Annotated in this window: 18 protein-coding genes and 1 pseudogene; 9 read left to right on the top strand and 10 right to left on the bottom strand. The window is 62.8% G+C overall.

The annotated features are described in order from the left end of the window. Positions 1-249 precede the first annotated feature (249 nt). Positions 250-2,454, top strand: coding sequence for a L,D-transpeptidase family protein (locus AC5V87_RS05635; protein WP_495370233.1), 2,205 nt, complete (start codon positions 250-252; stop codon positions 2,452-2,454). Positions 2,455-2,727: 273 nt separating this feature from the next. Next, a complete protein-coding gene (locus AC5V87_RS05630) occupies positions 2,728-4,359 on the top strand; it encodes a peptidoglycan L,D-endopeptidase MepK (protein WP_495370232.1) in 1,632 nt (543 codons plus the stop codon). Positions 4,360-4,505: 146 nt separating this feature from the next. Here the strand turns inward: AC5V87_RS05630 and AC5V87_RS05625 are convergent, their stop codons facing one another. Both AC5V87_RS05625 and AC5V87_RS05620 read right to left on the bottom strand, forming a co-directional pair. Beyond that, positions 4,506-4,778 (bottom strand): DUF2312 domain-containing protein, encoded by a 273-nt coding sequence (locus AC5V87_RS05625; protein ID WP_018641571.1) that lies wholly within the window; start codon positions 4,776-4,778, stop codon positions 4,506-4,508. 230 nt (positions 4,779-5,008) lie between these two features. After that, positions 5,009-5,314, bottom strand: a complete 306-nt coding sequence (locus AC5V87_RS05620; protein WP_495370231.1) for a DUF1244 domain-containing protein — start codon at positions 5,312-5,314, stop codon at positions 5,009-5,011. A 170-nt stretch (positions 5,315-5,484) separates the two neighbouring features. Here AC5V87_RS05620 and AC5V87_RS05615 point away from each other — a divergent pair, with 170 nt between their 5' ends. Then, positions 5,485-6,081, top strand: coding sequence for a DUF1036 domain-containing protein (locus AC5V87_RS05615; protein ID WP_495370230.1), 597 nt, complete (start codon positions 5,485-5,487; stop codon positions 6,079-6,081). Continuing rightward, the gene (gene pyk / locus AC5V87_RS05610) at positions 6,078-7,514 is read left to right on the top strand and encodes a pyruvate kinase (protein WP_456840977.1); all 1,437 of its coding nucleotides are present in this window, start codon (positions 6,078-6,080) and stop codon (positions 7,512-7,514) included. Before AC5V87_RS05615 ends, pyk begins: the two co-directional genes overlap by 4 nt. 68 nt (positions 7,515-7,582) lie before the next feature. On the opposite strand, the gene AC5V87_RS05605 is transcribed toward pyk, so the two are convergent. Then, complete coding sequence (locus tag AC5V87_RS05605; protein ID WP_495370229.1) at positions 7,583-8,542, bottom strand: VOC family protein; 960 nt, start codon at positions 8,540-8,542, stop codon at positions 7,583-7,585. Then, the gene (locus AC5V87_RS05600; RefSeq protein ID WP_456840979.1) at positions 8,539-8,910 is read right to left on the bottom strand and encodes a hypothetical protein; all 372 of its coding nucleotides are present in this window, start codon (positions 8,908-8,910) and stop codon (positions 8,539-8,541) included. Before AC5V87_RS05600 ends, AC5V87_RS05605 begins: the two co-directional genes overlap by 4 nt. A 469-nt stretch (positions 8,911-9,379) precedes the next feature. Here AC5V87_RS05600 and AC5V87_RS05595 point away from each other — a divergent pair, with 469 nt between their 5' ends. Continuing rightward, positions 9,380-11,620 carry a TOMM precursor leader peptide-binding protein gene (locus AC5V87_RS05595; RefSeq protein WP_456840980.1) on the top strand — a complete coding sequence of 747 codons (2,241 nt, stop codon included), beginning with the start codon at positions 9,380-9,382 and terminating at the stop codon, positions 11,618-11,620. Positions 11,621-11,712: 92 nt separating this feature from the next. Further along, positions 11,713-13,089 (top strand): SagB/ThcOx family dehydrogenase, encoded by a 1,377-nt coding sequence (locus tag AC5V87_RS05590; protein ID WP_495371831.1) that lies wholly within the window; start codon positions 11,713-11,715, stop codon positions 13,087-13,089. 20 nt (positions 13,090-13,109) lie between these two features. Here the strand turns inward: AC5V87_RS05590 and AC5V87_RS05585 are convergent, their stop codons facing one another. Beyond that, positions 13,110-13,796, bottom strand: a complete 687-nt coding sequence (locus AC5V87_RS05585; protein ID WP_456840982.1) for a helix-turn-helix domain-containing protein — start codon at positions 13,794-13,796, stop codon at positions 13,110-13,112. Between the two features lie 284 nt (positions 13,797-14,080). Here AC5V87_RS05585 and AC5V87_RS05580 point away from each other — a divergent pair, with 284 nt between their 5' ends. Beyond that, on the top strand, positions 14,081-15,565 hold the full coding sequence (locus tag AC5V87_RS05580; protein ID WP_495370228.1) for a hypothetical protein: 1,485 nt from the start codon (positions 14,081-14,083) through the stop codon (positions 15,563-15,565). Positions 15,566-15,800: 235 nt separating this feature from the next. Here the strand turns inward: AC5V87_RS05580 and AC5V87_RS05575 are convergent, their stop codons facing one another. Next, the gene (locus AC5V87_RS05575) at positions 15,801-15,965 is read right to left on the bottom strand and encodes a Flp family type IVb pilin (protein WP_014492421.1); all 165 of its coding nucleotides are present in this window, start codon (positions 15,963-15,965) and stop codon (positions 15,801-15,803) included. Positions 15,966-16,372: 407 nt separating this feature from the next. Between AC5V87_RS05575 and AC5V87_RS05570 the strand changes: the two genes are divergently transcribed. Next, on the top strand, positions 16,373-17,857 hold the full coding sequence (locus AC5V87_RS05570) for a hypothetical protein (protein WP_495370227.1): 1,485 nt from the start codon (positions 16,373-16,375) through the stop codon (positions 17,855-17,857). Positions 17,858-18,203: 346 nt separating this feature from the next. Here the strand turns inward: AC5V87_RS05570 and AC5V87_RS05565 are convergent, their stop codons facing one another. Both AC5V87_RS05565 and AC5V87_RS05560 read right to left on the bottom strand, forming a co-directional pair. After that, positions 18,204-19,664: an adenylate/guanylate cyclase domain-containing protein gene (locus AC5V87_RS05565; RefSeq protein WP_456840985.1), complete on the bottom strand. Its 1,461-nt coding sequence runs from the start codon at positions 19,662-19,664 to the stop codon at positions 18,204-18,206. A 313-nt stretch (positions 19,665-19,977) separates the two neighbouring features. After that, positions 19,978-20,433 carry a cupin domain-containing protein gene (locus AC5V87_RS05560; RefSeq protein WP_495370226.1) on the bottom strand — a complete coding sequence of 152 codons (456 nt, stop codon included), beginning with the start codon at positions 20,431-20,433 and terminating at the stop codon, positions 19,978-19,980. Positions 20,434-20,785: 352 nt separating this feature from the next. Between AC5V87_RS05560 and AC5V87_RS05555 the strand changes: the two are divergent. Beyond that, positions 20,786-22,193 (top strand): annotated as a pseudogene (locus AC5V87_RS05555) (adenylate/guanylate cyclase domain-containing protein). A gap of 220 nt (positions 22,194-22,413) precedes the next feature. Here the strand turns inward: AC5V87_RS05555 and AC5V87_RS05550 are convergent. Both AC5V87_RS05550 and AC5V87_RS05545 read right to left on the bottom strand, forming a co-directional pair. Continuing rightward, complete coding sequence (locus AC5V87_RS05550; protein ID WP_495370225.1) at positions 22,414-23,511, bottom strand: trypsin-like serine peptidase; 1,098 nt, start codon at positions 23,509-23,511, stop codon at positions 22,414-22,416. A gap of 241 nt (positions 23,512-23,752) precedes the next feature. After that, positions 23,753-24,958 (bottom strand): ABC transporter substrate-binding protein, encoded by a 1,206-nt coding sequence (locus tag AC5V87_RS05545; RefSeq protein ID WP_495370224.1) that lies wholly within the window; start codon positions 24,956-24,958, stop codon positions 23,753-23,755. Positions 24,959-25,056: the final 98 nt, after the last annotated feature.

The raw sequence follows: 25,056 nt of genomic DNA, 5'->3' as shown, positions 1-25,056 counted from the left end.
AAAGCGCGCCGCGGGGGCGCACAATCCGTTGCAAACAGGCCTCCCTGAAGTCAGTTTGTGGTGAGTTGCCCCCGGGGAGCGCTGGCTGCAAAACCGGGGCCTGTGTATCGTCTGCGTAGGAGTCTCTGCTCAGGAGTCGTTGCGTGCAGGCGTGCAACTTTCGCGAGGCCGGCGCGGTCTAGCCGAAGCTCATTTGGACGACAACGAAGCTGTTCCACGCGGAACAGTTCACCCGAGGGGTGCGACACAATGCGTGACTGTTTGAACCACCGTGCAGGCTTTGACCGTGTCTTGATCACGGTCGCGGCGACATTCCTCACGGTGTCGGCCAGCTCGGCCTTGGCGCAGGATCAGGCGCGCAGCAGCGCTGCCGAGCTCGCGATCGAAGCCGCGATCCCGCGTCCCGAGCCCGCAAACGTCCCACCCCCGACCGCCGCCGACATCAAGCTCGATACCACGGCCACGGTTCAGGACTCCGCGAAGGAACCAGGCAAGGAGCCAATGAAGGCCGAAGCCGCTCCCGCACCAGCCGCGGAGAAGGTCGAGACCAAGCCTGCCGACCTCGCCACCACGCCCGCGCCCGAGGCGCCGAAGAGCGAGACCGCAAAAACAGAACCTGCGCAGAGCGAGCCTGCGAAGACCGAACCTGCCAAGGCCGATACCGCGACGGCAACGCCGGCCGCGCCCGCTGCCGCAGCGGCTCCGGCCCCCGAGCCCGTGAAGGCCGCCAGCAACGTGCCCGCCGCCGACCAGCCGGTCGCCGACAGGCTCAAGGACCTCATCGGCGCCAAGGCCTCGCGCCATTTCGATCGCAAGAACGAGCGCGCAGCCGTCGAGAAGTTCTACGGCGCGCGCGACTTCGCGCCGGTATGGACGCAAGGCGGCAGCCTGACCGCTGCGGCCAAGGGGGTGATCGCGCGGCTGAAGGACGCGGCGTCCGACGGCCTCAATCCAGCCGACTATCCGGTGCCGGATTTCGCTGCCGCGACGACGCCCGATGCGCTCGCCGATGCCGAGCTGAAGCTCACCGCCAGCATGTTCGACTATGCGCGCCAGGCGCAGAGCGGCCGCATGCATTGGTCGCAGGTCAGCGCCGACATCCTTTATCCCGAGCATCCGGTCGACCCGGGCGAGGTGCTCACGAAGGTCACGACCGCGGCGGACGCGTCCGCGGCGCTCGACAGCTACAACCCACCGCAGAAGCTCTACAAGGAGCTGAAGGCCAAGCTCGCGGAGCTGCGCGGCCAGGGCAACGGCCCTGTGATCGAGATCGCCGACGGTCCGGCCCTGAAATACACCCCGGCCGGCAAGAAGCAGGCCGAGATCGTCGTGGAAGATCCGCGCGTGCCGCAGCTGCGCGCCAAGCTCGGCATCACCGAGAACGCCAGCGACACCCGCTACGACGCCACCGTCGCCGAAGCCGTGCGCAAATTCCAGAACGGCGCCGAGATGAAGCCGACCGGCATCCTCGATGACAAGACGGTCAAGGCGCTCAACACGCCGAAGCGCGACAAGCAGATCGACGTGGTGCTGGTGAACATGGAGCGCTGGCGCTGGCTGCCGCGCGACCTTGGCGTGCCCGCGCTGGGCGACGCCTATGTCATCCTCAACATCCCCGACTACACGCTGAAGGTGATGCAGCACGGCCAGCAGATCTGGACCACCCGCGTCGTCACCGGCAAGCCGGGCCAGCACGCAACGCCGCTGCTGACCGAGACGATGAAGTACATCACGGTCAACCCGACCTGGAACGTGCCGCCGTCGATCGTCTACAACGAATATCTGCCGGCGCTTCAGCAGGACCCGACCGTGCTCCAGCGCATGGGCCTCAAGCTCGAACAGAACCGCGACGGCTCGGTGCACATCTCGCAGCCGCCCGGTGAAGCCAATGCGCTCGGCCGCATCCGCTTCAACTTCCCAAACAAGTTCCTGGTGTATCAGCACGACACGCCGGACAAGCACCTGTTCGCCAAGGAAGACCGTGCCTTCAGCCATGGCTGCATGCGCGTGCAGTACCCGGATCAGTACGCCTCCGTGCTGCTCAACATCGCCATGCCCAATGAAAAGTACACGCCCGAGCGCGTGCGCAGCATGTACGGCAAGAGCGAGATCGACCTGAAATTCCCCATCCCGATCCCGGTCAACATGACCTATCAGACCGCGTTCGTGGACGAGGCCGGCAAGCTGCAATTCCGCAAGGACGTCTATGGCCGCGACGCGACCATGCTCAACATCCTGAAGAACGGCCGCGGCAAGGATCTTGAGAACGTCGTCGCGCACTCCCAGCCGAGCTATTCGCGCCCGGCGACCACGCTGCCCTCGGGCGTGGCGGTCGCCAACAATGGCGGCGGCTTCGGCTCGTCGGGTCCGAACTTCTTCGAGCGTCTGTTCGGTCCACCGACCCCGCCGCCGGCTCCGGTCGGCCGCCGGCCGCAGCGGGTGTTTACCCGCTGAGCCCGGCCCGGCGCCTCACTTCCAGAAATTGTGCAATGAAATCAGCGGCCCCGTCTCAGAGACGGGGCCGCTTAGCGTTAACCCTTGTGCAACCTGCATGCGGGCACCGGGCGTTTTTTTGCCACAGTCAACCGTTTAGGTTCGTATTCTGACTTGGTTTGGGGGCGGGAAGGTCAACCTCGAATTAACCTTCTCGCTTTAAGAAAGCGTTCATCCTCTTTCGCGCGCTAACGGGGTTGGCGGGAGAGTCCATTTTGAACGCTCGTCGACTGGGTGGGCTCATACGTGCTGACTGGTCTCGCACGCCAATTCGCTGTGCTGTCGTTGTCCCATGCGGGAGTGAAGGCCGGATCCCGGATCGGCCTCGCTTCCGTGCTGCTGCTTGCCGCCGCGGGCTCGGTCCACAACGCCACCGCGCTGAACGAGACCAAGACGCTCTCGTTCCACCACACTCATTCCGGCGAAGACCTCACCATCACCTTCAAGCGCGACGGCCGCTACGACGAAGCGGCGCTGAAGACGCTCAACCATTTCCTGCGCGACTGGCGCACCCAGGACGAGACGGTGATGGACCGTCACCTCTTCGACATCCTCTGGGAAGTGTATCGCGACGTCGAGGGCAAGCAGCCGATCCAGATCATCTCCTCCTACCGCTCCCCCGCCACCAACGCCATGCTCCGCCGCCGCTCCTCCGGCGTGGCGCGCTTCAGCCAGCACATGCTGGGGCATGCGATGGACTTCTACATCCCCGGCGTGCCGCTGGAGCAGATCCGCTTCGCCGGCCTGCGCCTGCAGCGCGGCGGCGTCGGCTTCTATCCGACCTCCGGCTCGCCCTTCGTGCATCTGGACACCGGCAGCATCCGGCACTGGCCGCGCATGACGCATGACCAGCTCGCCCGCGTCTTCCCGGACGGAAAGACGGTGCATCTGCCGACCGACGGCGTGCCGCTGAAGGGCTATGAGCTCGCCAAGGCCGAGATCGAGCGCCGCGGCAGCGGCGATGAGTCCGGCAGCAAGCCGAACTTCTTTGCCGCCCTGTTCAAGAGCAAATCGGCGCCGGCCGCCACCAGCACCGAAGAGGACGACGAGGGCGCACCCGCCCCGACCGCCAAGTCCGCGGCACCGACCGTGGTCGCCGCCGCAGCCAAGCCCGCCGATCCGGTGCCGACGCCGCGCGCCAAGCCGCCGCAGGTCGCAGCCACCCTCCAGCTCGCCTCTGCCGATGCGCAGCTGGTCGCGCCGCCCAAGCCGAAGCCCGCGCCGGTGGCTGACAAGCCCGCAGCCGGCAAATCTGCCGACGTCAAGCCCGAGACGCCGGCCGATATCATCAATGCCCGCGGCTTCTGGGATGACATCCCGGCTACGCCGCAGCAGGCAACCCCGGCGCAAGTGGCGGCGTTGAAGGCCCGCCAGGCGCTTGCGGCTGCGACCGATCCGCAGCCAACCGCGAGCGTCTCCAACACAACGCTTCAGGCGCTGGCTTACGCGCCGGCGGCCTCCCCGGTCGATCGCGCCAACGTGGTTGCCGCCTCGGCGCCGATCCCGCGCTCCACCCGTCCCGCCTCGCGCAGCGCCGCGCCCGCCACCGAGATCAACAGTGTGGTCGGCAAGAGCGTCGACGGCCTGGTCGCCACCGCGACCCGGCTCTCCGCGGCAAAGGGCGAGAGCATCTGGCTCAAGATCGTGATGCTGTCGCCGAGCGCCAGCCGCACGATGTCAGTGACGCTGATGGGCGAGCTCGATATGGCCGCGCTGCGCAGCTATTTCGTCAAGCCGCAGACCGTGATCGCGATGGGCTTTGTCGACGACCCGATGCAGGGCCTGTCCTGCGACAGCTTTACCGGCAGCGCCACCGCCAAGCTCGAGACGACGTCGTTCGTCGTGCGCACGGCGGCGCTGCGCTGAGCGTCACGACGATTTCCAAGAGCTCGGTTTCCTAGCCCGGACGGTGCGAAGCGCAATCCGGGACGATGATGCGGTGCTGCGCGAGACCCCGGATTTCGCTGCGCTCCATCCGGGGCTAGGGCAGTTCGTACTCGAGGCGAAACGCCTCACAGCATGCCCAACGCCTGCATGTAGGTCTCGAGAATGGTCTCGGCCTCGGCGCGCTCGTTCGGGTCCTGCTTGCGCAGGCGCACGATGGTACGCAGCGCCTTGACGTCGTAGCCGTTGCCCTTGCTCTCGGCATAGACGTCGCGGATATCGTCGGAGATCGCCTTCTTCTCTTCCTCCAGCCGCTCGATGCGCTCGATGATGGATTTGAGCTGGTCCTTGGCAAATTTCGTCGCGGGTTCGTCGTCGCGGACGGCGGCGGAGGTGGCCATCTTGGTACTCCCAATGGAACTGGCAAAACGAGGTGACGCCGGCATCCACCGCGCGTGCTGGCAAAACCCTTAGGGTTCGCACTCCCAGCGTTCAAGCAAGCATCGCGCTCGTCCACAGCGCGCCCACAGGAGATGACACGGTCATTCCGGGGCGATGCGAAGCATCGAACCCGGAAGTTCGAGATTCCGGGTTCGGTCCTGCGGACCGCTCCGGAATGACGGACACAGAGTCAGTGGCCGTGGGGATGAACCTTCTTCATCGCGTCGATCTGCTCGGGCGTGGCCGTCCCCTGGTACTTCGACTTCCAGGTCTCATAGGGCATGCCGTAGATGGCCTCACGGCTCTCGTCCTTGCTCATCGCGACGCCTTGGGCGTCGGCGGCGTCCTTGAGCCAGTTCGACAGGCAGTTGCGGCAGAAGCCGGCCAGATTCATCAGGTCGATGTTCTGGACGTCGGTCCGTTCACGCAAATGACCGATCAGGCGGCGGAAAGCGGCCGCCTCGAGCTCCGTTCTGGTTTTGTCGTCGATGGCCATGGCTGGATCCCTGAATTGGCTCTGACCCCTGATCGGGTCACCCTTACGGGATCAGGTGGGTCCTGTCACAGATTTTGCCATATCGCGGCTCACACGAGCCCAGGGGCCTGACGGGCGGTTCCCCCGGCCCTACGCCAAATCGTCAATCATCTGGTATACGTTCCGCGACAATGATCGCCGAATCTTCCCGCTCCCCCCTTCGCCTGCTCGCCCGGTTGGTCCCGGTGCTGGCGGTTGGCCTATTGTGTCTTTCGGCAAGCCCGGCCGCCGCTGATTTCCGCCTCTGCAACAACACTTCGAGCCGGGTTGGCATTGCGCTCGGCTACAAGGATGCCGAGGGCTGGACCACTGAGGGTTGGTGGAACATCTCCTCCCGCTCCTGCGAGACCCTGCTGCGGGGCACGCTGGTCGCCCGCTACTATTACATCTACGCCATCGACTATGACCGCGGCGGCGAATGGTCGGGCCAGGCCTTCATGTGCTCGCGGGACAAGGAATTCACCATCCGCGGCACCGAGGATTGCCTCGCACGGGGCTATGACCGGACCGGCTATTTCGAGGTCGATACCGGCGAGCAGCGGGCCTGGACGGTGCAGCTCACCGACGCCAACGAGCAGCCGTCACAGCAGCAGCGCGTGCCCGGCCTGCCAGGCCCGGTCGGCCCGGGCGGGGTGCCCGGTTTGCCCAATAGTCCGCCCGGTGGTACGCCCCCCGCCGCGCCTGGCCTCGCGCCAGCTCCCCCGCCCCCATCTGGAAGTAAGCCATGAGGCGTCTTCGCCGTATCAAGATTCTCGCAACCCTCGGACCTGCCTCGTCGGACCTCGCGATGATCCGCCGCCTGTTCGAGGCCGGCGCCGACATCTTCCGCATCAACATGAGCCACACCCCGCATGACAAGATGCGCGAGCTCGTGGCGACGATCCGCAAGGTCGAGAGCAGCTACGGCCGGCCGATCGGCATCCTGGTCGACCTGCAGGGACCCAAACTGCGGCTCGGCGCCTTCGCCGAAGGCGCGGTGCAGCTCCAGAACGGCCAGACCTTCACGCTCGATTCCGACAAGACGCCGGGCGATGCGACGCGCGTCAACCTTCCCCACCCCGAGATCCTGGCGGCGCTGCGGCCCGGCCATGCGCTGCTGCTCGACGACGGCAAGGTGCGTCTGATCGCGGAGGAAACCTCGAAGGAGCACGCGGTGACGCGTGTCGTGGTCGGCGGCAAGATGTCCGACCGCAAGGGCGTCAGCCTGCCCGACACCGACCTGCCGGTCTCGGCGATGACCTCGAAGGACAAGGCCGACCTGGAGGCCGCTTTGGTCACCGGCGTCGACTGGATCGCGCTGTCCTTCGTGCAACGCGCCGATGACGTGATCGAAGCCAAGAAGATGATTCGCGGCCGCGCCGCGGTGATGGCCAAGATCGAGAAGCCGCAGGCGATCGATCGCCTCGCCGACATCATCGAGGCCTCCGACGCGCTGATGGTGGCGCGCGGCGATCTCGGCGTCGAACTGCCGCTGGAGCGCGTGCCGAGCCTGCAGAAGCAGATGACGCGGATGGCGCGCCGCGCCGGCAAGCCGGTGGTGATCGCGACCCAGATGCTGGAATCGATGATCCAGGCGCCGGTGCCGACCCGCGCCGAAGTCTCCGACGTCGCCACCGCCGTCTATGAGGGCGCCGACGCCATCATGCTGTCGGCGGAATCGGCCGCCGGCAAATTCCCGGTCGAGGCGGTCTCGACCATGAACCGCATCGGCGAGGAGGTCGAGCGCGACCCGACCTATCGCTCCGTGGTCGCCGCCCAGCGCCCCTCCCCCGAAGCCACCGCGGGCGATGCCATTGCGGACGCCGCCCGGCAAATCGCCGAGACGCTCGACCTGCCGGCCCTGATCTGCTGGACCAGCTCGGGCTCGACCGCGGTGCGCGTGGCGCGCGAGCGGCCGAAGCCGCCGATCGTGGCGATCACGCCCAACATCACCGCCGGCCGCCGGCTTGCCGTGGTCTGGGGCGTGCACTGCGTGGTGGCGGAGGACGCGCGCGACCAGGACGACATGGTGAGCCGCGCCGGTCAGATCGCGTTCCGCGACGGGTTCGTCCGCGGCGGCCAGCGCGTCATCATCGTCGCCGGCGTGCCGCTTGGCATTCCTGGCACCACCAACATGGTCCGCATCGCCTCGGTCGGGCCCGAGGGCGAGGCCAATATCTGAGGCGGCCGGCCGGCTGCTGACCAAAACCGTGAAAACAACCCCATGCACAGTAGCCGGCTGGTTGCGCTTCAGCGCTTGGTCTTGGGGATCACCATCCTGCCCCGTGAAGCAATGCTGCCCCATTGGGAGGACCAGCTGACTTCCGAGCTGGAGGATCTCTCGACGCCCTTTTGATCCCAAGCGCCCTGCAGCGCAAACAGGGCGCCTTGGGGATCGACACATCGCACGATCCAGCCGCCATCGGGCAACTCGATCGGCTGCTGAAGGACCCGCCCGCCGCCGGTCATGACCCGCCGGGCCGCGGCGCCGATGTCCTCGACATTGAAGTAATGAAGCCAACAGGCGTGCGATACGCTCGGTAGCTTGGTGAGCATGCCGCCGATCGTCTGCCCGGCCGCCGAAAACAAATCATACACGCTTGCCGGATCCACGTCGGATGCGACTTGTCGCCAGCCGAGCAGCTTGCCGTAAAATGGAAAGACCGTGCGTCGGTCTTCGGCCAGCAACTCATGCCAGCCCACGCGCCCGGGCTGATCCGACCCGCTTGTTTGCGCCTGGCCAAATGCCAGCCGTGTGACCAACGCAAACGTCGCCCCTTGCGGATCGGCGACCACCGAAATGCGGCCGATATTGCTGTCGGTCGGAGATACCAGGATGGCGCCTCCGAGTTGGAGGATCTGCGCGACCGTCGCATCCATGTCATCCACGCCGACATAGCCCAGCCATCTCGGCGTTGCCCCCATCCGCAACCCCTCCTCGGGAAGATCCATGAGCCCGACGACCGGAGCAGCACCCGCGGTCAGCAGCGTGTAGGCAAGTTCCGGACTCGACGCATCCTTCACGGTCCAGCCGACAATTTCCGCGTAGAAAGCAGCTGCCGACGGCACATCCGTCGTCAGAAGCTCATACCAAACGAAGCGTCCAAATTGATCGGCCAAGTTCGCTTCTCCGTTGAGCACGCTCACGATTGCGCACCGCATCACGGCCGTCCATCGATATCGACGAAAAACTGCCGCGATGTCGTTCATGAAGATGAATGCGTGCGAATGGGCTCATACCATTTTGTGTATCCGCGAATCTTGCTCGCCCCTTTTGCTCGGCGTAGGATCATTCCGCGAAGAACGGACTTGAAGCCCTGGAGGATGCGGCCATGCGGCGGACGAGACAGGCTTCGAAAAAGAACAGAAAGACCAAATCCGCAATGCCGGCGCTGGGCCTCGCCGGACTGACGTTTTCGCTGGCGGGAAGCGCGGCAGCGTCCGCTTTGCCGACAGGCGAGGTTCAACAAAGCCCGAACTCCAATTCCGGTCGGTACACGGCGCTCAGCGAGGAAGAACTCGCCGATGTCAGCCTCGCCACTTTTCATCTGGCCTACGACAAAAAAGAATTGAGCCATGTGCTGCTGGCCCGAGGATGCGGCGGTTGTCACGGCTGCGGAGGCTGCAGAGGATGTGGTGGCTGCAGAGGTTGCGCAGGTTGCCGAGCCTGTCGCTGCGGCATCGGTTGTGGTGGCTGTGGTGGTTGTGGCGGCTGCGGCATTGGCTGGATCGGCCTGCCGTGGCCAGTGGTAGCTTGCACAGGATGCTGCGCATCATGGGGGCGCTGCCGCTGGTGCTAGGCTTGAGCATCTGACTCAACATCGGCATGATGCAATTTCGTTGGCCGGGCTCGCACGCGACTCGGCCAATTTGCTTTTGCGGCGACCGCGTTCGCTTCGCCTCCCTGCTCGGCTTGCCCATGGCGAGCGAGTGTGTTCCAACTCATATCAATCAATCCGGTGGTGCTCGACACAAGTCGGGCCAGCAAGGCGTTCGTCGTACACCGACGATCGAACATGGCGGAAACAGGATCAGCGTACGGCCCCGATGACAGTCAAGCGAAAGAGCCGCACCGCGAAGCCGCCGCGCAAGAACATCTTGCGTTTCGCGCCAAACTTCACCGCCTATCTGCTTCCTCCCAATGTGGTCTGTCTCTATTCAGAGAACCGCAAGTTCTTCCTGCACGGAGATCTCTATTGCGCAATCGCGAGCGCGATCGGAAAGAATGGCCGTGCTGGCCAGGATATCATCCGCCAGCTCTCGAAGAATTTTCCCGTGACCGAGATCGAGGAAGCGATCAGGCGCCTGCTGGAGCGTCGCTACGTCGTCAGCGAAGCATCGCGCGCGAGCCCCATTGATGGATACTGGGCAAGCATCGGCTTGCCCGCCGAAATCGCCGAACAGAACCTGCGCAACTGGCCAGTGCGGGTGGAATCGGTCGACGTCAGCGGTGCCAGCGAACTGAGCGCGGCGTTGACCAAGCTTGGCGTCCAAATCACCAGGCGGTCGCCCAAGCTCATCGTCACGCTTGTGAACGACTACCTCGAACCGAGGCTCGCCGAGTTGAACGAGGAACGCGTGGCTGACGGGACGCCCTGGCTGCTGGTCCAGCCCTCCGGCGTGTTTCCATTGGTGGGACCGGTGTTCAAGCCGGGCGAAAGCGCCTGCTGGACCTGCCTGCACGATCGCATGATCCGCAATCGCGAGATCAAGGGATTTCTCGACCGTGGAGCGGCGCAAGCGATTGCAACATCGCCCCTGGTCAACAACAGTGTCGGGCAGACCGCGGTCCACTTCGCTGCCATTGAAATCGCGAAGGCGATCGCCACCGGATTTCGTACTGATCTCAGCGACCACATTGCAAGCGTCGACCTCACCGGGGCCGCGATCGCCAAGCACTACGTTGCGAAACGTCCGCAATGCCGGACCTGTGGCAGCAAGAAACTGAGGAATCCGCGGCGAGCAGCAGCGCCGATCGAGATTGCCGAAGGCAAACGTCTCGTCATGACCAGCGGGGGATACCGGACCGTGACGTCGCGAGCCACTGTGGCGCGATTCCGCAAACACGTCAGTCCGTTGACCGGCGTGGTGTCCAGGCTCGAGCGGATCGAGGTCGATCTGCCGATGAACACCAATTTCTTCGCCTACCACAATTTCTCTGCGCCGGCGTGGAATGTCGACCAACTCAGGTCCGGCCTGAGCGGCGGCAGTTTTGGCAAGGGCTCCACGGCCGAGCAGGGCGAGGCCAGCGCGCTGATGGAAGCGATCGAGCGCTACTCCGGCATTTTCCAGGGTGACGAGATCAGGGCGACGCGACGCTTCGCCGACTTCGCTCCCGGCGACGCGCTGCTGCCCAACGACGTCCAATTCTTCAGCGACCTGCAGTTCCAGAACAGGCATGTCCCTCTGCCTGACGATTCACATCCGGTCCCCGAGCCGTTCGATCCCTCGACGAGGACCGAATGGTCACCGGTCTGGTCGCTGCGCGACAAGCGTTTCAAATATCTTCCGACTGGCCTCTTGTATTTCTTCTATGGCGGCTTCCACACGGATTCGAACGGATGCGCGGCCGGTAACACGCGCGAGGAAGCCATCGTTCAGGGCTTTCTTGAGCTGGTCGAACGCGATGCCTATGCGATCTGGTGGTACAATCGCGTGCAACGTGCGGCAGTCGATCTCACGCAATTCGAGGATTCCTACGTACGGGATCTGCAGCGCCAGTTTGCCGATGCTGGACGCCGGCTCTGGGTCCTCGACATCACCAGCGATCTCGGCATTCCCTCCTATGTTGCGATCATGCACTGGATGCAAAATGGGCACGAGAACATCGAGTTCGGGTCCGGCGCGCATTTCGATCGCCGCATCGCCCTGCTGCGCTCGCTCACCGAGCTGACCCAATTCATGTCGATTGGCTTGATGGGCGGCGGAAGCGGCGAGAAGCCGTCGCTCGACGGTATCACGCCCCTGCGGCTCGAGGACTATCCGTTTCTGATCCCGAGCGACAACCCGGTCGTCCCGCCGGCGCCCGACATCCAGCTTCACGACAATACGCGCGACCAGGTCAATGCCTGCGTCGAGATCGCGGTCCGCGCCGGATACGACTTCCTCGTGCTCGACCAGACACGGCCGGACGTCGAGGTCCCCGTCGTCAGAGTGCTCGTCCCGGGCTTGCGGCATTTCTATCGTCGCTTCGGACCCGGCCGGCTCTACGATGTGCCGGTGAAGCTTGGGCTACTGGATCGCCCGCGCCTGGAAAGCGAGCTGACCCCGTTCCTGCCGCACACTTGAAGGCTGCCTCCGTGCGCACCTCGCGGAAAAAGTTGGCCAGGAAAGTCCCACCTGTCATCGCCGCCCGGCTGAACGGCCGCTTCTCCCTGCACATGCAGGCCGACGGAAGCGTTGCCGCCGTGTCCGGCGATACGTCGCTCAACCTTGGACAATACAGTCGCGCGGCGATCGAACGCGCAGGCTCCCTCGCCACCGGCCTGCCGCTCGCCTCACTTGCCGACAGGAGCATCGTCGCGAGGCAGGTTCATGCTCTGGTGCAGCGGCTGGCGCGGCACAGGCTCCTCGACTATCGCCTGTTCTCGCCGCGTAACATGCAAGACGTGGTGATCATCGAGCCACAGATTGCCGAATACTGGCCGGAGCCCGCAAAGCTGTCGAATGGCGATACCCTCGCCTTGTCGCGCTTTGCCTATCTGCGCCGGCGCGGCAACGAAATGGTGCTGGAATCGCCGCGCGCTGGCGCGCTGTTCCGGATTTGCGATCCTGCCATCGCCGCCACGCTCGCTGCCCTGTCACGTCCTCAGAAGATCGGCAATCTGCGCAGGCAGGCAGCTGCGCTGGATCTCGATCTGCTCGGATTGCTGCTCAACGGCGGGATGTTGATCAAGCTCGATACGAAAGACGCAGACGGCCTCCGGGTGAACGAAGGCGACGGCAATCTCGTTCTCTGGGATTTCCATGATCTTTTGTTTCACACGCGGAGCACGGAGGGCCGGCATACCGAACCCGTTGGCGGTGCATACGCCTATGCCGCCGCCGTTCCGTCCCTGCCCGCGCTGCGCCCGCCTTGGCCCGGCAAGATGATCTCCCTCGACAAATTCGCCTCGGTCGCGCCAGTGTCACCGCTCGCCAAGCTGCTGCGCGCCCGCCGTTCGACACGGGATTTCGACGACCAGAATCCCGTCACGCTTCCCGAGCTCGCGCAGTTTCTCGGCACGACCGCCCGCGTGCTGTCGGAATGGAAGAGCGGGGACGATTCCGGCGGTGGCTCCGAGGTCACCTACACCTCACGGCCGTATCCAGCGGCCGGCAGTGCGTATGAGCTGGAGTTGTATCTGGCGGTCTCCAACTGCGAGGGCCTGGCACGCGGATTTTACCATTACGACGCCGGGGGCCACGCGCTGGTCACGCTCGACGCCTCCCCCGAGCAGCTCCGGGAGCTTCTCGCGGCGGCCGAGTTTTCCATGGACGCATCCGGGCCGCCGCAGGTCCTGATGACGATCGCCGCGCGTTTCGGGCGGATCTCCTGGAAATACAGCTCGATCGCATATTCGCTGGTTCTGAAGGATGTCGGCTGCATGATCCAGACGTTCTACCTTGCGGCGGCTGACATGGGCCTTGGCGGCTGCGCCATCGGCACCAGCAATATTGACCTGTTTGCAAGAATGACGGGGCTCGAATTCCACGTCGAGGGGCCGGTCGGTCAGTTCGCGCTGGGACGCGGCGCAAAACTGCCGATCCGAGATTAGAGCACTTCCGATCGATCGGCTCAGCCGGCAGCCCCGACCAGTGCCTTGGTCGTCGGCAGCAGCGTCTGCTGCACCACCAGACCCCGGGCCCGGGCGTCCATGACGCCGACCGCGCGCAGCGCCAGCAGCGTCACGGTCTGCACCGCATCGCGCATCTTCACGGGATCTTCGAGATTGTCGGGCGCGAGCGGCCCGACCAGGGCCTCATGCAGCGCGCCGAGCAGGGCTGTTGCGGCGAGCGCGGTATCCTGCGCCGGCAAATGACCGGCGCGGACGGCGGCATCGATCCTGGCGGCAATCTCGCCCGCGATCTCGCGCCGGCTGGCAAGGCGCGAGGCGCTGACATCGACATCGACCGGCTCGGCGAGGATGCCCCAGGCCAGGCGGCGCTGCGACAGGGTGTGGACTGCCACGGTGGTGACGGCCGCGGCCAACGCCGAGGACGGGCCCGGCGCGGCGTCAGCCGCCCGGCGAATCGCCGCCAGCTCGTCCCGGGAGACCTCGGCGATCAGTTCGGAGATCAGCTCGGCCTTGGAGGGGAAGTAGCGGTAGACAGTCCCGGCCGCGACATTGGCCCGGACCGCGACCGGCGCGATCTGCACTGCCGCCATGCCGCCTTCCGCCGCCGCCTCGCGCGCTGCGGCCAGTATCGCGCTGCGTCGCGCCGCCAGGCGCTTAACCACTTGATGCGTCCGCCGATAAACCATGGCGCGCTTCCTGTCCCACACGCCGGCCGCACGCCCTGCGACCAAACGCTTCGTCACGCAAAGATGCAAATCGCCCCGCAAAGACTGAACAACTATTCAGGATGAATGACAAGATGCAAATGAGCATATGGGCGCCACGCAATTCCGCGCTGCAAACGAGCAACGGGTAAACGAAACCTTGCACCGCGTGCCACGGCGAACCGGCCCAGTTTACCACAACTTAAAGGAGAGCATGCTCACGTGCTGTCGCTGTTCCGCGTGGCCGTTCAACTCCCGAGAGTCCCATGTCGATTTCCGCTACAAGCAGCGTTCCCGTCCGTGGAGTTGCACGCTGGCTCATGCCGTTCTGCATCGGTGCCATTGTCTACGCGTTCTTTCTGGGCATCGGCGACGTCATGCTGCGCGATACCGACACGTGGTGGCAGATCAAGATCGGCCAGTGGATTCTCGAACACCGCGCACTTCCCTACAACGACATTTATTCGTTCACGCGAGCCGGTGAGGCCTGGATCTCGAGTTCGTGGCTCTCGCAAGTCCTGTTCGCGCTTGTTTACGAGCCATCGAACTGGTCGGGCGCAGTCATCCTGACATCGCTCGCGATCGGTGCGACCGTGGCGATTTTTGTCTACCTGCTCGAGCCCTATCTGGAGCCCGTGCGCGCCTTTCTGCTCGTCATCCCGATCCTCTGGATGTCGGTGGGCCACTTTCTTGCCCGCCCGCACATGCTGGCCCTGCCCGTCATGCTGGCCTTTGTCGGCGGGCTGCTGGCGGCCGCCGATCGGCGCGCCGCGCCTTCTTGGCTGTTGCTGCCTTTGATGGTGTTATGGGCCAATTTTCACGGCGGCTTCGTCCTCGGGCTGGTATTGATTGGACCCATTGGCCTCGATGCGATCGCGTCCACCGATCGCAAGGACCGTTTCGCACTAGCAGCGCGCTGGGCCTTGTTCGGCCTTGCTGCGGTTGCCGCGAGCTGCTGCACGCCGTACGGCTGGGAAACACTCCTCGGAGCCACGAAAATCCTCAACCTCGGCAAGGTGCTTTCGTTGATCTCGGAGTGGACGCCAGCCGACTTCAGCTCGTTCAGCATGTTTGAAGCCGCACTGCTGGGTTTGATTGCCATCGGCTATTACAGCGGGCTGGTGCTGCCATGGACCCGCATTCTCCTGCTGCTCGGCCTGACGTGGGCGGCACTCACCCACGTCAGAAACATCGAGGTCTTTGCACTCTTGACCCCGCTCGTGGTCGCGAAGCCGATCGCAGAACAATTGCGATTGACGAGAGCCGTGGCGCAACAAGCGCGGTCCTCCCTGTCAATGACCGCAATCGCGGCGCTCGCGGTCGTCGCGGCCGGCTGGGGTATCACACGCTCCTATGCCACGCCGTACCGGTATGCCTTCTCCGGCACTAACAGTCCTGCGGCCGCAGTCGACCTGCTCGAACGGCGGCACGCGCAACGCATATTCAGCACGGCTCCGATCGGCGGCTATCTGATTACCCGCAACATCAAGACGTTCATCGATGGCCGGGCCGAGCTGTATGGAGAGCAGTTCGTGCTCGACTATTTCGACGCCGTCGAGGGCAAGAACGTGGAGACTCTGCTGCGTCTGTTCGAGACCTACCGGATCGACGCGACGCTGCTGAACACCACCGCCCCCGTCGCCAGAATCATGGACCATCTGCCAGGCTGGAAGCGGCTCTATGGGGACGATATCGCTGTGGTTCACGTCCGCGACGACGCACCGGCGCAGCTTCCTTCTCAGTCACGGTGAGTCAACACGAGGCCGCCAGCTCTCGCGGACCCCGGACACGCATACGAAGAAAAATGCCGCCTCTGGACGAGGTCGTGTTTTGCGGCGAGATAAGCCCCTCATGGTGAAGAGGTCGCCAAGGGCGATGCCCTGCATCGCCGGCGCACCGTGCGGGTCGAGATCGTTCGAGTGCAACAGCTCCAGAAGAAGAGAGCCCCGCCAGGGCGGGGCTCTCAAATTCCCAGGTCGTCCAATCTTACTTCAGGCTGGACGAGATCGAGCCGAACTTGGTGTTCAGCGAGCTGCCGAGATTGTTGACGACGGTGATGATCGCCAGCGCGATGCCAGCAGCGATCAGGCCGTATTCAATCGCGGTGGCGCCGGATTCGTCCTTCACGAAACGCGAAACGAGGTTCTTCATAGACTGCTCCAAAGAGTACACGAGGCTACAACTGATCTGGTCTTCCCGGCTTCCCAGCGCCGCCCGACCATGGAACCGAACGTAGAGGCAAAGACTTGCGTCGCAGTTAACTCGGCTGCGTAAACACGGAGCGGTTTGCGCGTATTCGCGGATGGTAAAGGGGAATTGAAAACGATCGGTTAAATTGTCCGCATTCGCAGCGAAGCCAGCCTCACAGATTTACCCCAAGTTATGACCGGCCGTGGTCCAATGCCGCCTGGCGCGCGATGGATTAATCGCTCATCGCGCTTCAGGTTATTGTTCGAGCATGATCTTCCCGGAAAACCGCTACGCACTTTGCGCTAACGCGGCCCGTCGCGGCCGGATCATGCTCCAGCCGACAAGAACAAGCAGGACGACGAGGCGGCATGTCCCTTTCCTTCGCCAACAGCATCGCGGTGCAGAGCCGCGCGCGCGCCCTGGTGCCGCTGTGCGCCAGCGCCGGAGCCTATCTGTTCTTCCTCTATGTCGGCGACACGCTGCTTCAGGACTCCGACTCGTTCTGGCAGATCAAGATCGGGCAATGGATCCTCGATCACGGCGCGGTGCCGTACACCGACTTCTATTCCTTCACGCGGACCGGTGCGCCGTGGATTTCGACGTCGTGGCTGTCGCAGGTCCTGTTCGCCTTCTCCTATGCGCAATGGGACTGGGCCGGCCCGGTGATGCTGACAGCGATCGGGATGGCGCTGACGGTCGCCGTGTTCGTCCATCTGCTCGACGCGCAGATCGCGGCGCCACGCGCGGTGCTGTTCGCGATGCTGGCGCTGATGCTGTCGATCCATCACGTGCTGGCGCGGCCGCATATCCTGGCGCTGCCGGTCATGGTGGCGTGGGTCGGCCTGTTGATGGCCGCTGCCGACCGCAGGAGCGCGCCGTCGTGGACCTGGCTGCCGCTGATAGCGCTGTGGGCCAATCTGCATGGCGGCTTCGTGCTCGGCCTCGCGCTGATCGGCCCGATCTCGCTCGAGGCGGTCGAGCATGCCGAGAAGGGACAGCGGCTTTCACTGTTCATGCGCTGGGTGCTGTTCGGCATCGCCGCGCTGATCGCGAGCTGTGCCACGCCCTATGGCTGGCGCACACTGATGGGCGCGACCAACATCCTCAGCCTCGGCGAGCTGCTCACCGTGATCTTCGAATGGATGCCGGCGAACTTTGCCACTTTCACCGCGTTCGAAGGCGCCCTGCTCGGCCTCATCGCGCTCGGCTATTACCGCGGCCTCGTGCTCTCGGCGCCGCGCATCTTCCTGATCCTGTTCCTGACCTGGAGCGCGCTGAGCCATGTCAGGAGCATCGAGGCTTTCGCCTTTCTGGTACCGCTGGTGCTGGCAAAACCGCTCGGCGAGATGTTCCCGCGCCCGCCCGCCGATGCTGCCGGCGCCGCCCGCTGGCCGGCCCGCTATGTCACTGTAGCAGGCGCGTTGATGATCGCGGCCGCGAGCTGGACCACGACCGCGCTCTACATAGACCACCATCGCTTCATCTTCACTATGACGCAGACACCGGTTGCGGCAGCGGATCTGATCGAGAAGGTGGGCGCCAAGCGCATCTTCAACGCCTATCAATTCGGCGGCTATCTGATCTCGCGCGACATCCCCGTCTATGTCGACGGCCGCGCCGAGCTCTATGGCGAGAAGTTCATCATGGATTTCTTCAAGGCGACCGAAGGCAAGAAGCCCGAGCTGCTGCCGCGCCTGCTCGATGAATCCAAGATCGACGCGACGATCCTGGTCGCCGATGCGCCGGGTCCGCAGATCCTCGACCAGCTCAGGGGCTGGAAGCGGATCTATGCGGACGATGTCGCGGTGGTGCATGTAAGGGAGAAGGCGGACGAGGCAGCGGCGGCGAAGTGAGATCGTAGGGCGGGCAAAGCGCAAGCGTGCCCACCACTTCCAGCGGGATTGCCGAGAGAGATGGTGGGCACGGCGCCTACGCACCTTTGCCCGCCATAGCAAGCTGGAATACGTCGTCATGGCCGGGCTTGTCCCCGGTCATTCGCGCCTTGCGATGCAGCACAGAGAACGTGGATGCCCGGGACAACCCCGGGCACGACGAGCTAGGTTTGTCCTTATCATTCCAGCACGAGTCTGTTCCATCTCTGAAGGGAGACATCACGTCCTCGAAGACTGAGGACCGCTAAGGGCACAAAGGCTGACATTCACGATTGAAACCGCCGGTGCTCCTCCACGCAAGCCAATGCTACGATCGGCCAGTAGTGCGATAGACTCGCGCGTCGCCCTCGACGCCACGCAGGGGGGCGTCGAACTCCTCGACATCGTGGCCTGCCAGCAGTTGGCGAACGCCGGGCGCCGTGTAGAGCGCTTCCGTCAGACAGATTTCGCCGGCGCCGGCGAATGACTGCACCCGCGCTGCAATGTTGACGGTCTGGCCGAAGTAGTCGAGATTCTCGTTGAGAGTGACGGCGATGGACGGGCCGCAGTGGGCGCCCATCTTGAGAATGATGGCGGGCTGGCCGTGCTCGCGGTTGAACTGGCCGATTTCCTGCAGGATGTCGAGCGACGCTGCCACGGCGTCGATCGGCCGGGAGAACGCCGCCATTACGGCGTCGCCGATTGTCTTCACGATGGCACCGGCATGCCGATGGGCGACCGTGTCGAGAAGCGCGAAATGTTGCCGGACCAGGGCATAGGCATTGAGGTCTCCGAGTCGCTCGTACAGCGCGGTTGAACCCTTCAAGTCGGTGAAGAGAAACGTCACCTGCCTGATCCCGAGACCTTCCTCCTCATCCACTCGCTCGGAGCGGAAGAGTTTGCGGAAGGTCTGACGCGTCAGCAGCATGCCGCCGGAGACGTAGGGGTCGAATTCGAGCGTCGGCTTCTCCGGCATGGCCACGATCTCAGGTGGCCAGTTGATCAGGAGCAGCGAACCGCGCTTGGGGCCGGTGTTGCTGATCTCGAAGACCACAGGCCCCGATGGCACGATCGAAACCGCGGGCGCGAAACGCTGCCCATCATAGGCGATCCGGACAATCGTCGGAGCGTTGGGCATCGCTACGGCAGCGGGGTCCACGACTGAAATCGTGAAGCCGGCCTGCGTCTGGACGTTGACGCCTGATAGCGCGCCGGGCCCAATTTCGGCCTGCACAGTGGTCACCACGCCGGATGGCAGATAGGTCATTCCGCGGACGAGGCCGCGCAGGACATCGACAAACCGGGTTTGTCCGCCGGGCAGCCGACCGCCGCTGGCGAATTTCAGCTTCCAGTGCAGGTCCTCGATCGAGAGATTGTCCACGTCGTGCAAGGCAAGGCGTCGGACTTGCGGCGAGACGGAGAAGGAAACCTCGATGAAGTCGTCCAGGTCTGTCTGACCGTCGATATCGCACAGCCCACAGACGAAATGGCTCCGGAGCGCGCGCAGCCTGCCGAAGCTTTCCAGCACCAGGCCCGAGTGAGGGCAGAGAATGTCCCAATGCATGTCGACCAGCCCGGCGCGCGCAGCGTGGAGGAAGAGATCGATCGATTCCGGCTCGGTCACACCGCGATCACGTGCGAAGGCCAGGGGGTTGGCACGATAGAGGCTGACCTCGTCGCCGCTGCGGATAAGCGTTTCAAACTTGGAGATGACGCGCGGGCTCCACGTACGGGCCTGCTCGATCTGGGTCATCTTGTTTTCGAGAAGGCGTTCGTCGATGGATGTCATCGCCAAGCTCCTGACGGCAACAACCTACCAGCTTCCGCCGGGTGTCGCGAGCTATCCGCCGCCCTTGACGGGCTACTTATAGCACAATGGGAGCTTCTCCTGCTGCACTGCATGATTCAATCCGGCCCATATCGCCCATGGGTCAAAATGCGAAGAACTCAGGTTGAGCAAATATGGTCCGCTCTGGAGCGGTGAGCCGACCTACGGCAGACGCGGGGCAACTTCGCAGAAGGGTCCCGAACCGACGTGAGCCCGCTGTTTGCACATCCTCTATTTCGGAAGCGCCGAGTCGCACCAGACGCTGCGTCTGCGATTACTTCTTGCGCGGATCGTCCGCTGGGTTGATGTAATCGATGCCTCCAGGACCGACGAATTGAACTTGGAGAATCCCCTCCTCATTTCCGGTCCAAGCGTAGTGAGCGTGTTTTGCCGGATAGACCCACAACGAGCCCGGCTTTAACGGCTCGCCTTTCTTCTCAAATTTTTCACCGTGGCTAGTCCCGACGTTGCCGCTGATGATAGTCACAACTTCGGAATAGGGGTGAGTGTGCGGCGGCATTTGAAAGTTTGGGGGAAACTTGATCCGTATGACGACCACATCCCCTGCTTTCGTCGGGTCGCCCACGAGAGTTGCAGTCTGGACGCCCTTCGGGAAGGCCGGGTTCTCGGCCCACGTAATTGCCTCTGGCGTGACCCGCATCGGCGTGTCTTGTGCCGTCGCCGGCAGTGAGAATGCGACCAAGCCTGCTATCACCAAGAGTTCCCTCATGTGAGTTCCTCCCATTGTGAAGTAGATCAAGGCACCATTAGAACTCCTGCGCGCTACCGGAGTCTAGTTTGAACACCTACGAGCTCCAGACTGCCGCGATCAGCTTCTGCTCGACGCCCGACAGCCGACGCCCCAACGGGCATTCGGCTGGGCCGCGGCGGTGGGGCCTAATTCACAATGTAGTACAAGCAGACGAGGTAGTCCGCAGGACGCGTCTGGTAACGGAGAGTTCCATGTTACACTCTCCTGACGTTTGTTCGATTGAATAGCAAGGCAAATACCTCGCCGGCGGCATTATCACCGGACTCAACGAGATAGATGTCGCTAGTGTCTCCGTCTGATGGACGTGCTGATGGCGTGCGAAACTCATGCACTGCTTAACGAGCTGCGGCAGTCGGTTGATGGCAACGCGATGGATGCTATTGAGCGGCTCATCCGTGAGGCTCCTGACCACAAGCTATGCCACATCAACGTGCTGGATTTTGCGTCGAAGGCCGGCCTCGATGAGGAGCGTGCCATTGCAGCATTTCTGCATGCCACGCAGATGGGCATATTCGAGCTATCTTGGAACGTGCTCTGCCCCGCCTGCGGAGGGGTTCTCAACACCCACGCCACGCTGAGGACCGTGCGCCGTGAAGAATACGCATGTGAACTGTGTGCGGCGGGATTCAAGCTCACACTCGATGAATTGGTCGAGGTGGCGTTCACGGTGTCCGCGCGCGTGCGCAGGATTGCGGGGCACAGTCCGGAAACACTTCCCATTTGGGAGTATTACCGACAGGTTCTTTGGAGTTCGGGAGTCGATCTCCCCGAAGCTTTTGAGCAGGTAATGGAGAACGCTATACTTGATTCAGTCGAGCTGCCGGCTGGCGAAAGGGCTCAGCTATCCTTGCCGATCCCAGCGGCATATGTGGTTGTCTTTGAGCCGGTGATACATGCAGCCCAATTCCTTGACGTGAGCGGCGAGCCCACGAGCGAGCGCCAGAATGTTTCGGTCGTTTACAACAATGTGAGAGCCCCAACCGAGGTTATACAACTTCGTCCAGGGCCATTGCATCTTTTGCTGGAGAATCGCACCAATTTCCGGATATTGCCCACAGTGTGGGTTATGGGTACCGCGGTCCACAATCTCCTTGCCCACCGGAAACCCTTTAACTGGAAAGCGTCTGCTGTGTAACCAGACCTTCCGCGACCTTTACGGTACCGAAACGCTTGACGCCGACCAGCAACTACAAATTACCAACCTCACGTTTTTGTTCACCGATCTCAAGGGATCCACGGCGCTCTACAAACGCCTTGGCGATTTGGCTGCATTTCATCTAGTCCGCGAGCACTTCCACGTCCTAACAGAAATCGTCGCCGCCCACGGCGGCGCAATCGTACGGACCATCGGTGACGCAGTGATGGCGACTTTTCCGACCGCCGATCGGGCGGTCGCTGCGGCGCTGCGCATGCGCGAGGCTATGCTGAGCCTTAATGTAGAGCATAAGAGGGAGGATCTCGTTCTCAAAATAGGGATTCATGAAGGGCCATGCCTCGCAGTCATCCAGAACGGTCGCCAGGATTACTTTGGTCAAACGGTCAATATCGCCGCTCGCGTGCGGGAGCTGGCAGTCTCTCGCTCGATTGTAGTCACTGGACGCGTGGTCGAGAATCTGCAGACGTCCATGCTGCTGGAAGCCAACAATCTCAAACCAGTCGCTAAGGGAGCGGCGTTGCGCGGCATCGCTGAGGAGATGACGGTCTTTGAGATTCCGTAACGGGAATGAAACAACTAGTCGTCTCGGCCACTGCGAACCAAGCCGCGCCGTTGGACTGAGCGCTTCGGTCAATCGCGTCGGCTTGTCGACGCCGCATCGCCCTTGCCCCTCATCCCCGACATCGACACGCCATGCCGAGTTTGTCGCGATGGCGAAGTGCGTATCTCGCTCAACCGACTCGGAGATACAAGAACTAAGCGCGCAAGTATTCTGCCATCCCTTATAACGGCCAGTTCGCTCGTGCCCAGTCCACTATGTTCACCAGGTTGTCGCCACCGGATACGGAATTGTCGACGTCGCCATTGAAACTCACTTCGCCTGATACCACTCCACACGCGCGCACCTGCGTCCCATTTTCGAACCATGCAAAAAACGGCCCGCCGGAATTGCCATGGTTCAGACTGGCCTCCGTTTCGAGGGTCTGCCCATCATCATCTTCGTAGTCGTCTTCCATTGGCTGGAAGTTTTGTACAGCGGGGCGTTCCCCACCGCCGACGTCAAAAGGATAGCCAATGTTGGACCAGACGTTGAGATTTCGCCAATCGTCATCGAAGGAGGTCGTGCCGATATAGCCGAGCTGATGCCCGAGAGGTTCGAACAACCTCAGAACCGCGTAATCGTGCGATAGATTGAATTCGGTGTCGTCAGTTCCGTAGTGGCGCGCGTCACTAACGAACGAAGAACCGAACGGCTCTGTCCCATCGAAGTAGTGCGGCGTAAATTTCATCCACCAGCTCCCGGTCGAAATGCTATTCCAGGGCAGGAGATGACGGGCGGTAAGGACAAGCCGATCGCCGATCAGCACGCCGGAACCCGTGTCATTGTCACTCGTGATGATTTTTCCGGTCAGGAGCCACGGCCAACTCGTGTCAAATAGAATGTGGCGCCCGTCCCCGGGGAACACGGTGAGCGGTGTGACCTTGCGGCCTTTTTTATCGCGAATTTTGGGCTTCGGCGGGCGCACTCCAGTCTTGGGGGAAAAATTCACATCCATCCACTCAGGCCGGTACGATGAATGGCCTGTAATCTTCCCCGCTGTCCTGGTTCGCTCATGTCTCTGGACCGTATTGCCCAAGGGAAATCCAGGAGTGGTCCCGCCTGCAATCTCGATTCCGACCTTCCACAGAATCTGTCCATCGGCTCGTTCGCCGATACGCTGGCGACTCACTTTCGAAGTGAATTCAGAGCCTGCCGGAGCATAAACATACGCCCCCTCGAAAACGCGCTTTGACTGCAAATAGGGGTTTTCTTTGGTCGCCTTGATGGGACGCAACGATTCAAGTTCTTCCCTTGTCATAGGACGATACTGGTTCGACATGTCGCTCTCCTCATGATGTCTCCCAGGGACATGACCAGAGGACCAAAGTACATTTCTTCGGCATTCAGAGACGTGAAGTAGCTCACATCTAAATGTCTCAAAATAGTTCGACTGACCACGCGATTGTCTTTCGGACAACTCGTGCGCTTTGGGTCACGATCAGGCATCCCGGACTGACCCGAGCTTGGTCGCCTCATGGCCCAAAAGCGGACGCTCGGATTTTTGAGTACACGCCCTACCCTCAATTCCCCGTCTGCAACTCGCCAAAACGTTCCCAGCTCTTGCCGTTGAAACGCATGAACTGCATCTGGTCGACCGGGACATGATCGGTCGGGCTGGTGTTGACCTTGATGCCCGGCAGCAGCATCGGCAGTTCGAGATCGCGAATCGCATAGGCCTGCTTCAGGATGTTCTCGGTCGACAGATCGTCGCCGCAGGCTTTCAGCACCGCCTCCAGCGCCATCGCGCTGTTGTAGGAATTGACGTAGTTGGTATCGTGCTGGTCGGCGTCCGGCACATACTTGGTCATGAACTCCCGCCAGCCTTTTACGCCGGGATCGTCCTTCCAGGCGGGATCGTCGGGGTCCTTCACGTAGGCGGTGGAGAGGATGCCGGTGCCGGCTTCGAGCCCTGCGGGCTCCATCACCGTCGAAATCCATACTGCGACGTTGGAGAGGAACGTCATCGGACGCCAGCCGATCTCAAAGGACTTTCGGATCGCTTGCGCGGCGAATTTCGGCGTTGCCGCGATCACGAACACGTCGGCGCCTGACGCTTTCAATTTCACGATCTGGGAATCGATGGTCGGATCCTGAATCTCGTAGGTCGCATTGGTGACGACAACATCGTATTTCTCGCCGAGCACGTCCTTCAGGCCGGCGAGATAATCGCGGCCGAAATCGTCGTTCTGCGAGATCACCGCGAATTTCGCATTCGGGTTCTTCGCCAGCGCATAGCGCGCATAGAGCCGCGCCTCGTAACGGAACGGCGCCTGCACGCCCATCGTGGCCTGCGGATATTGCGTGATGTCGGCGAATTTGGAGGCGCCGGAGCCGATGAACAGCTGCGGCACGTTCTTGGACTGAAGATATTTCGCGATCGCTGTGTTGTGGGCGGTGCCAATCGAGGAGAAGATCAGCGCGACCTCGTCGCTCTCGACCAGCCTGCGGGTCTGCTCGACCGATTTCGGCGGCGCATAGCTGTCGTCCAGCGAGATCAGGTTGACCTTGCGGCCGTTGATGCCGCCCTTCTCGTTCAGCATCTTGAAATAGCCCACCTCGCCCCTGCCGAGCGCGCCAAAGGCCGACACCGGCCCGCTATAGGGCATGGTCTGGCCGATTCTGATTTCGGATGCGGTGACGCCGCGCATCTCGGCAGCGACGGACGGGGCAGACAATGTTACAAATGCAACGGCGCACAGCACGCCCAATGCTCTCGCAAAGCGCATCCGCCTCCCCTCCCGTTCTGTTCGTGCGATCGCGCCGCACCCTTATTTGAAGGCAGCATGCCATGACATCGCGGCGAACTCCAATCATTATGGCGCCA

The sequence above is a fragment of the Bradyrhizobium sp. SOJA106 genome (assembly GCF_059448745.1).
The sequence above is the reverse complement of the archived record's forward strand: the minus strand, read 5'-3'. Positions and strand labels throughout refer to the sequence as shown.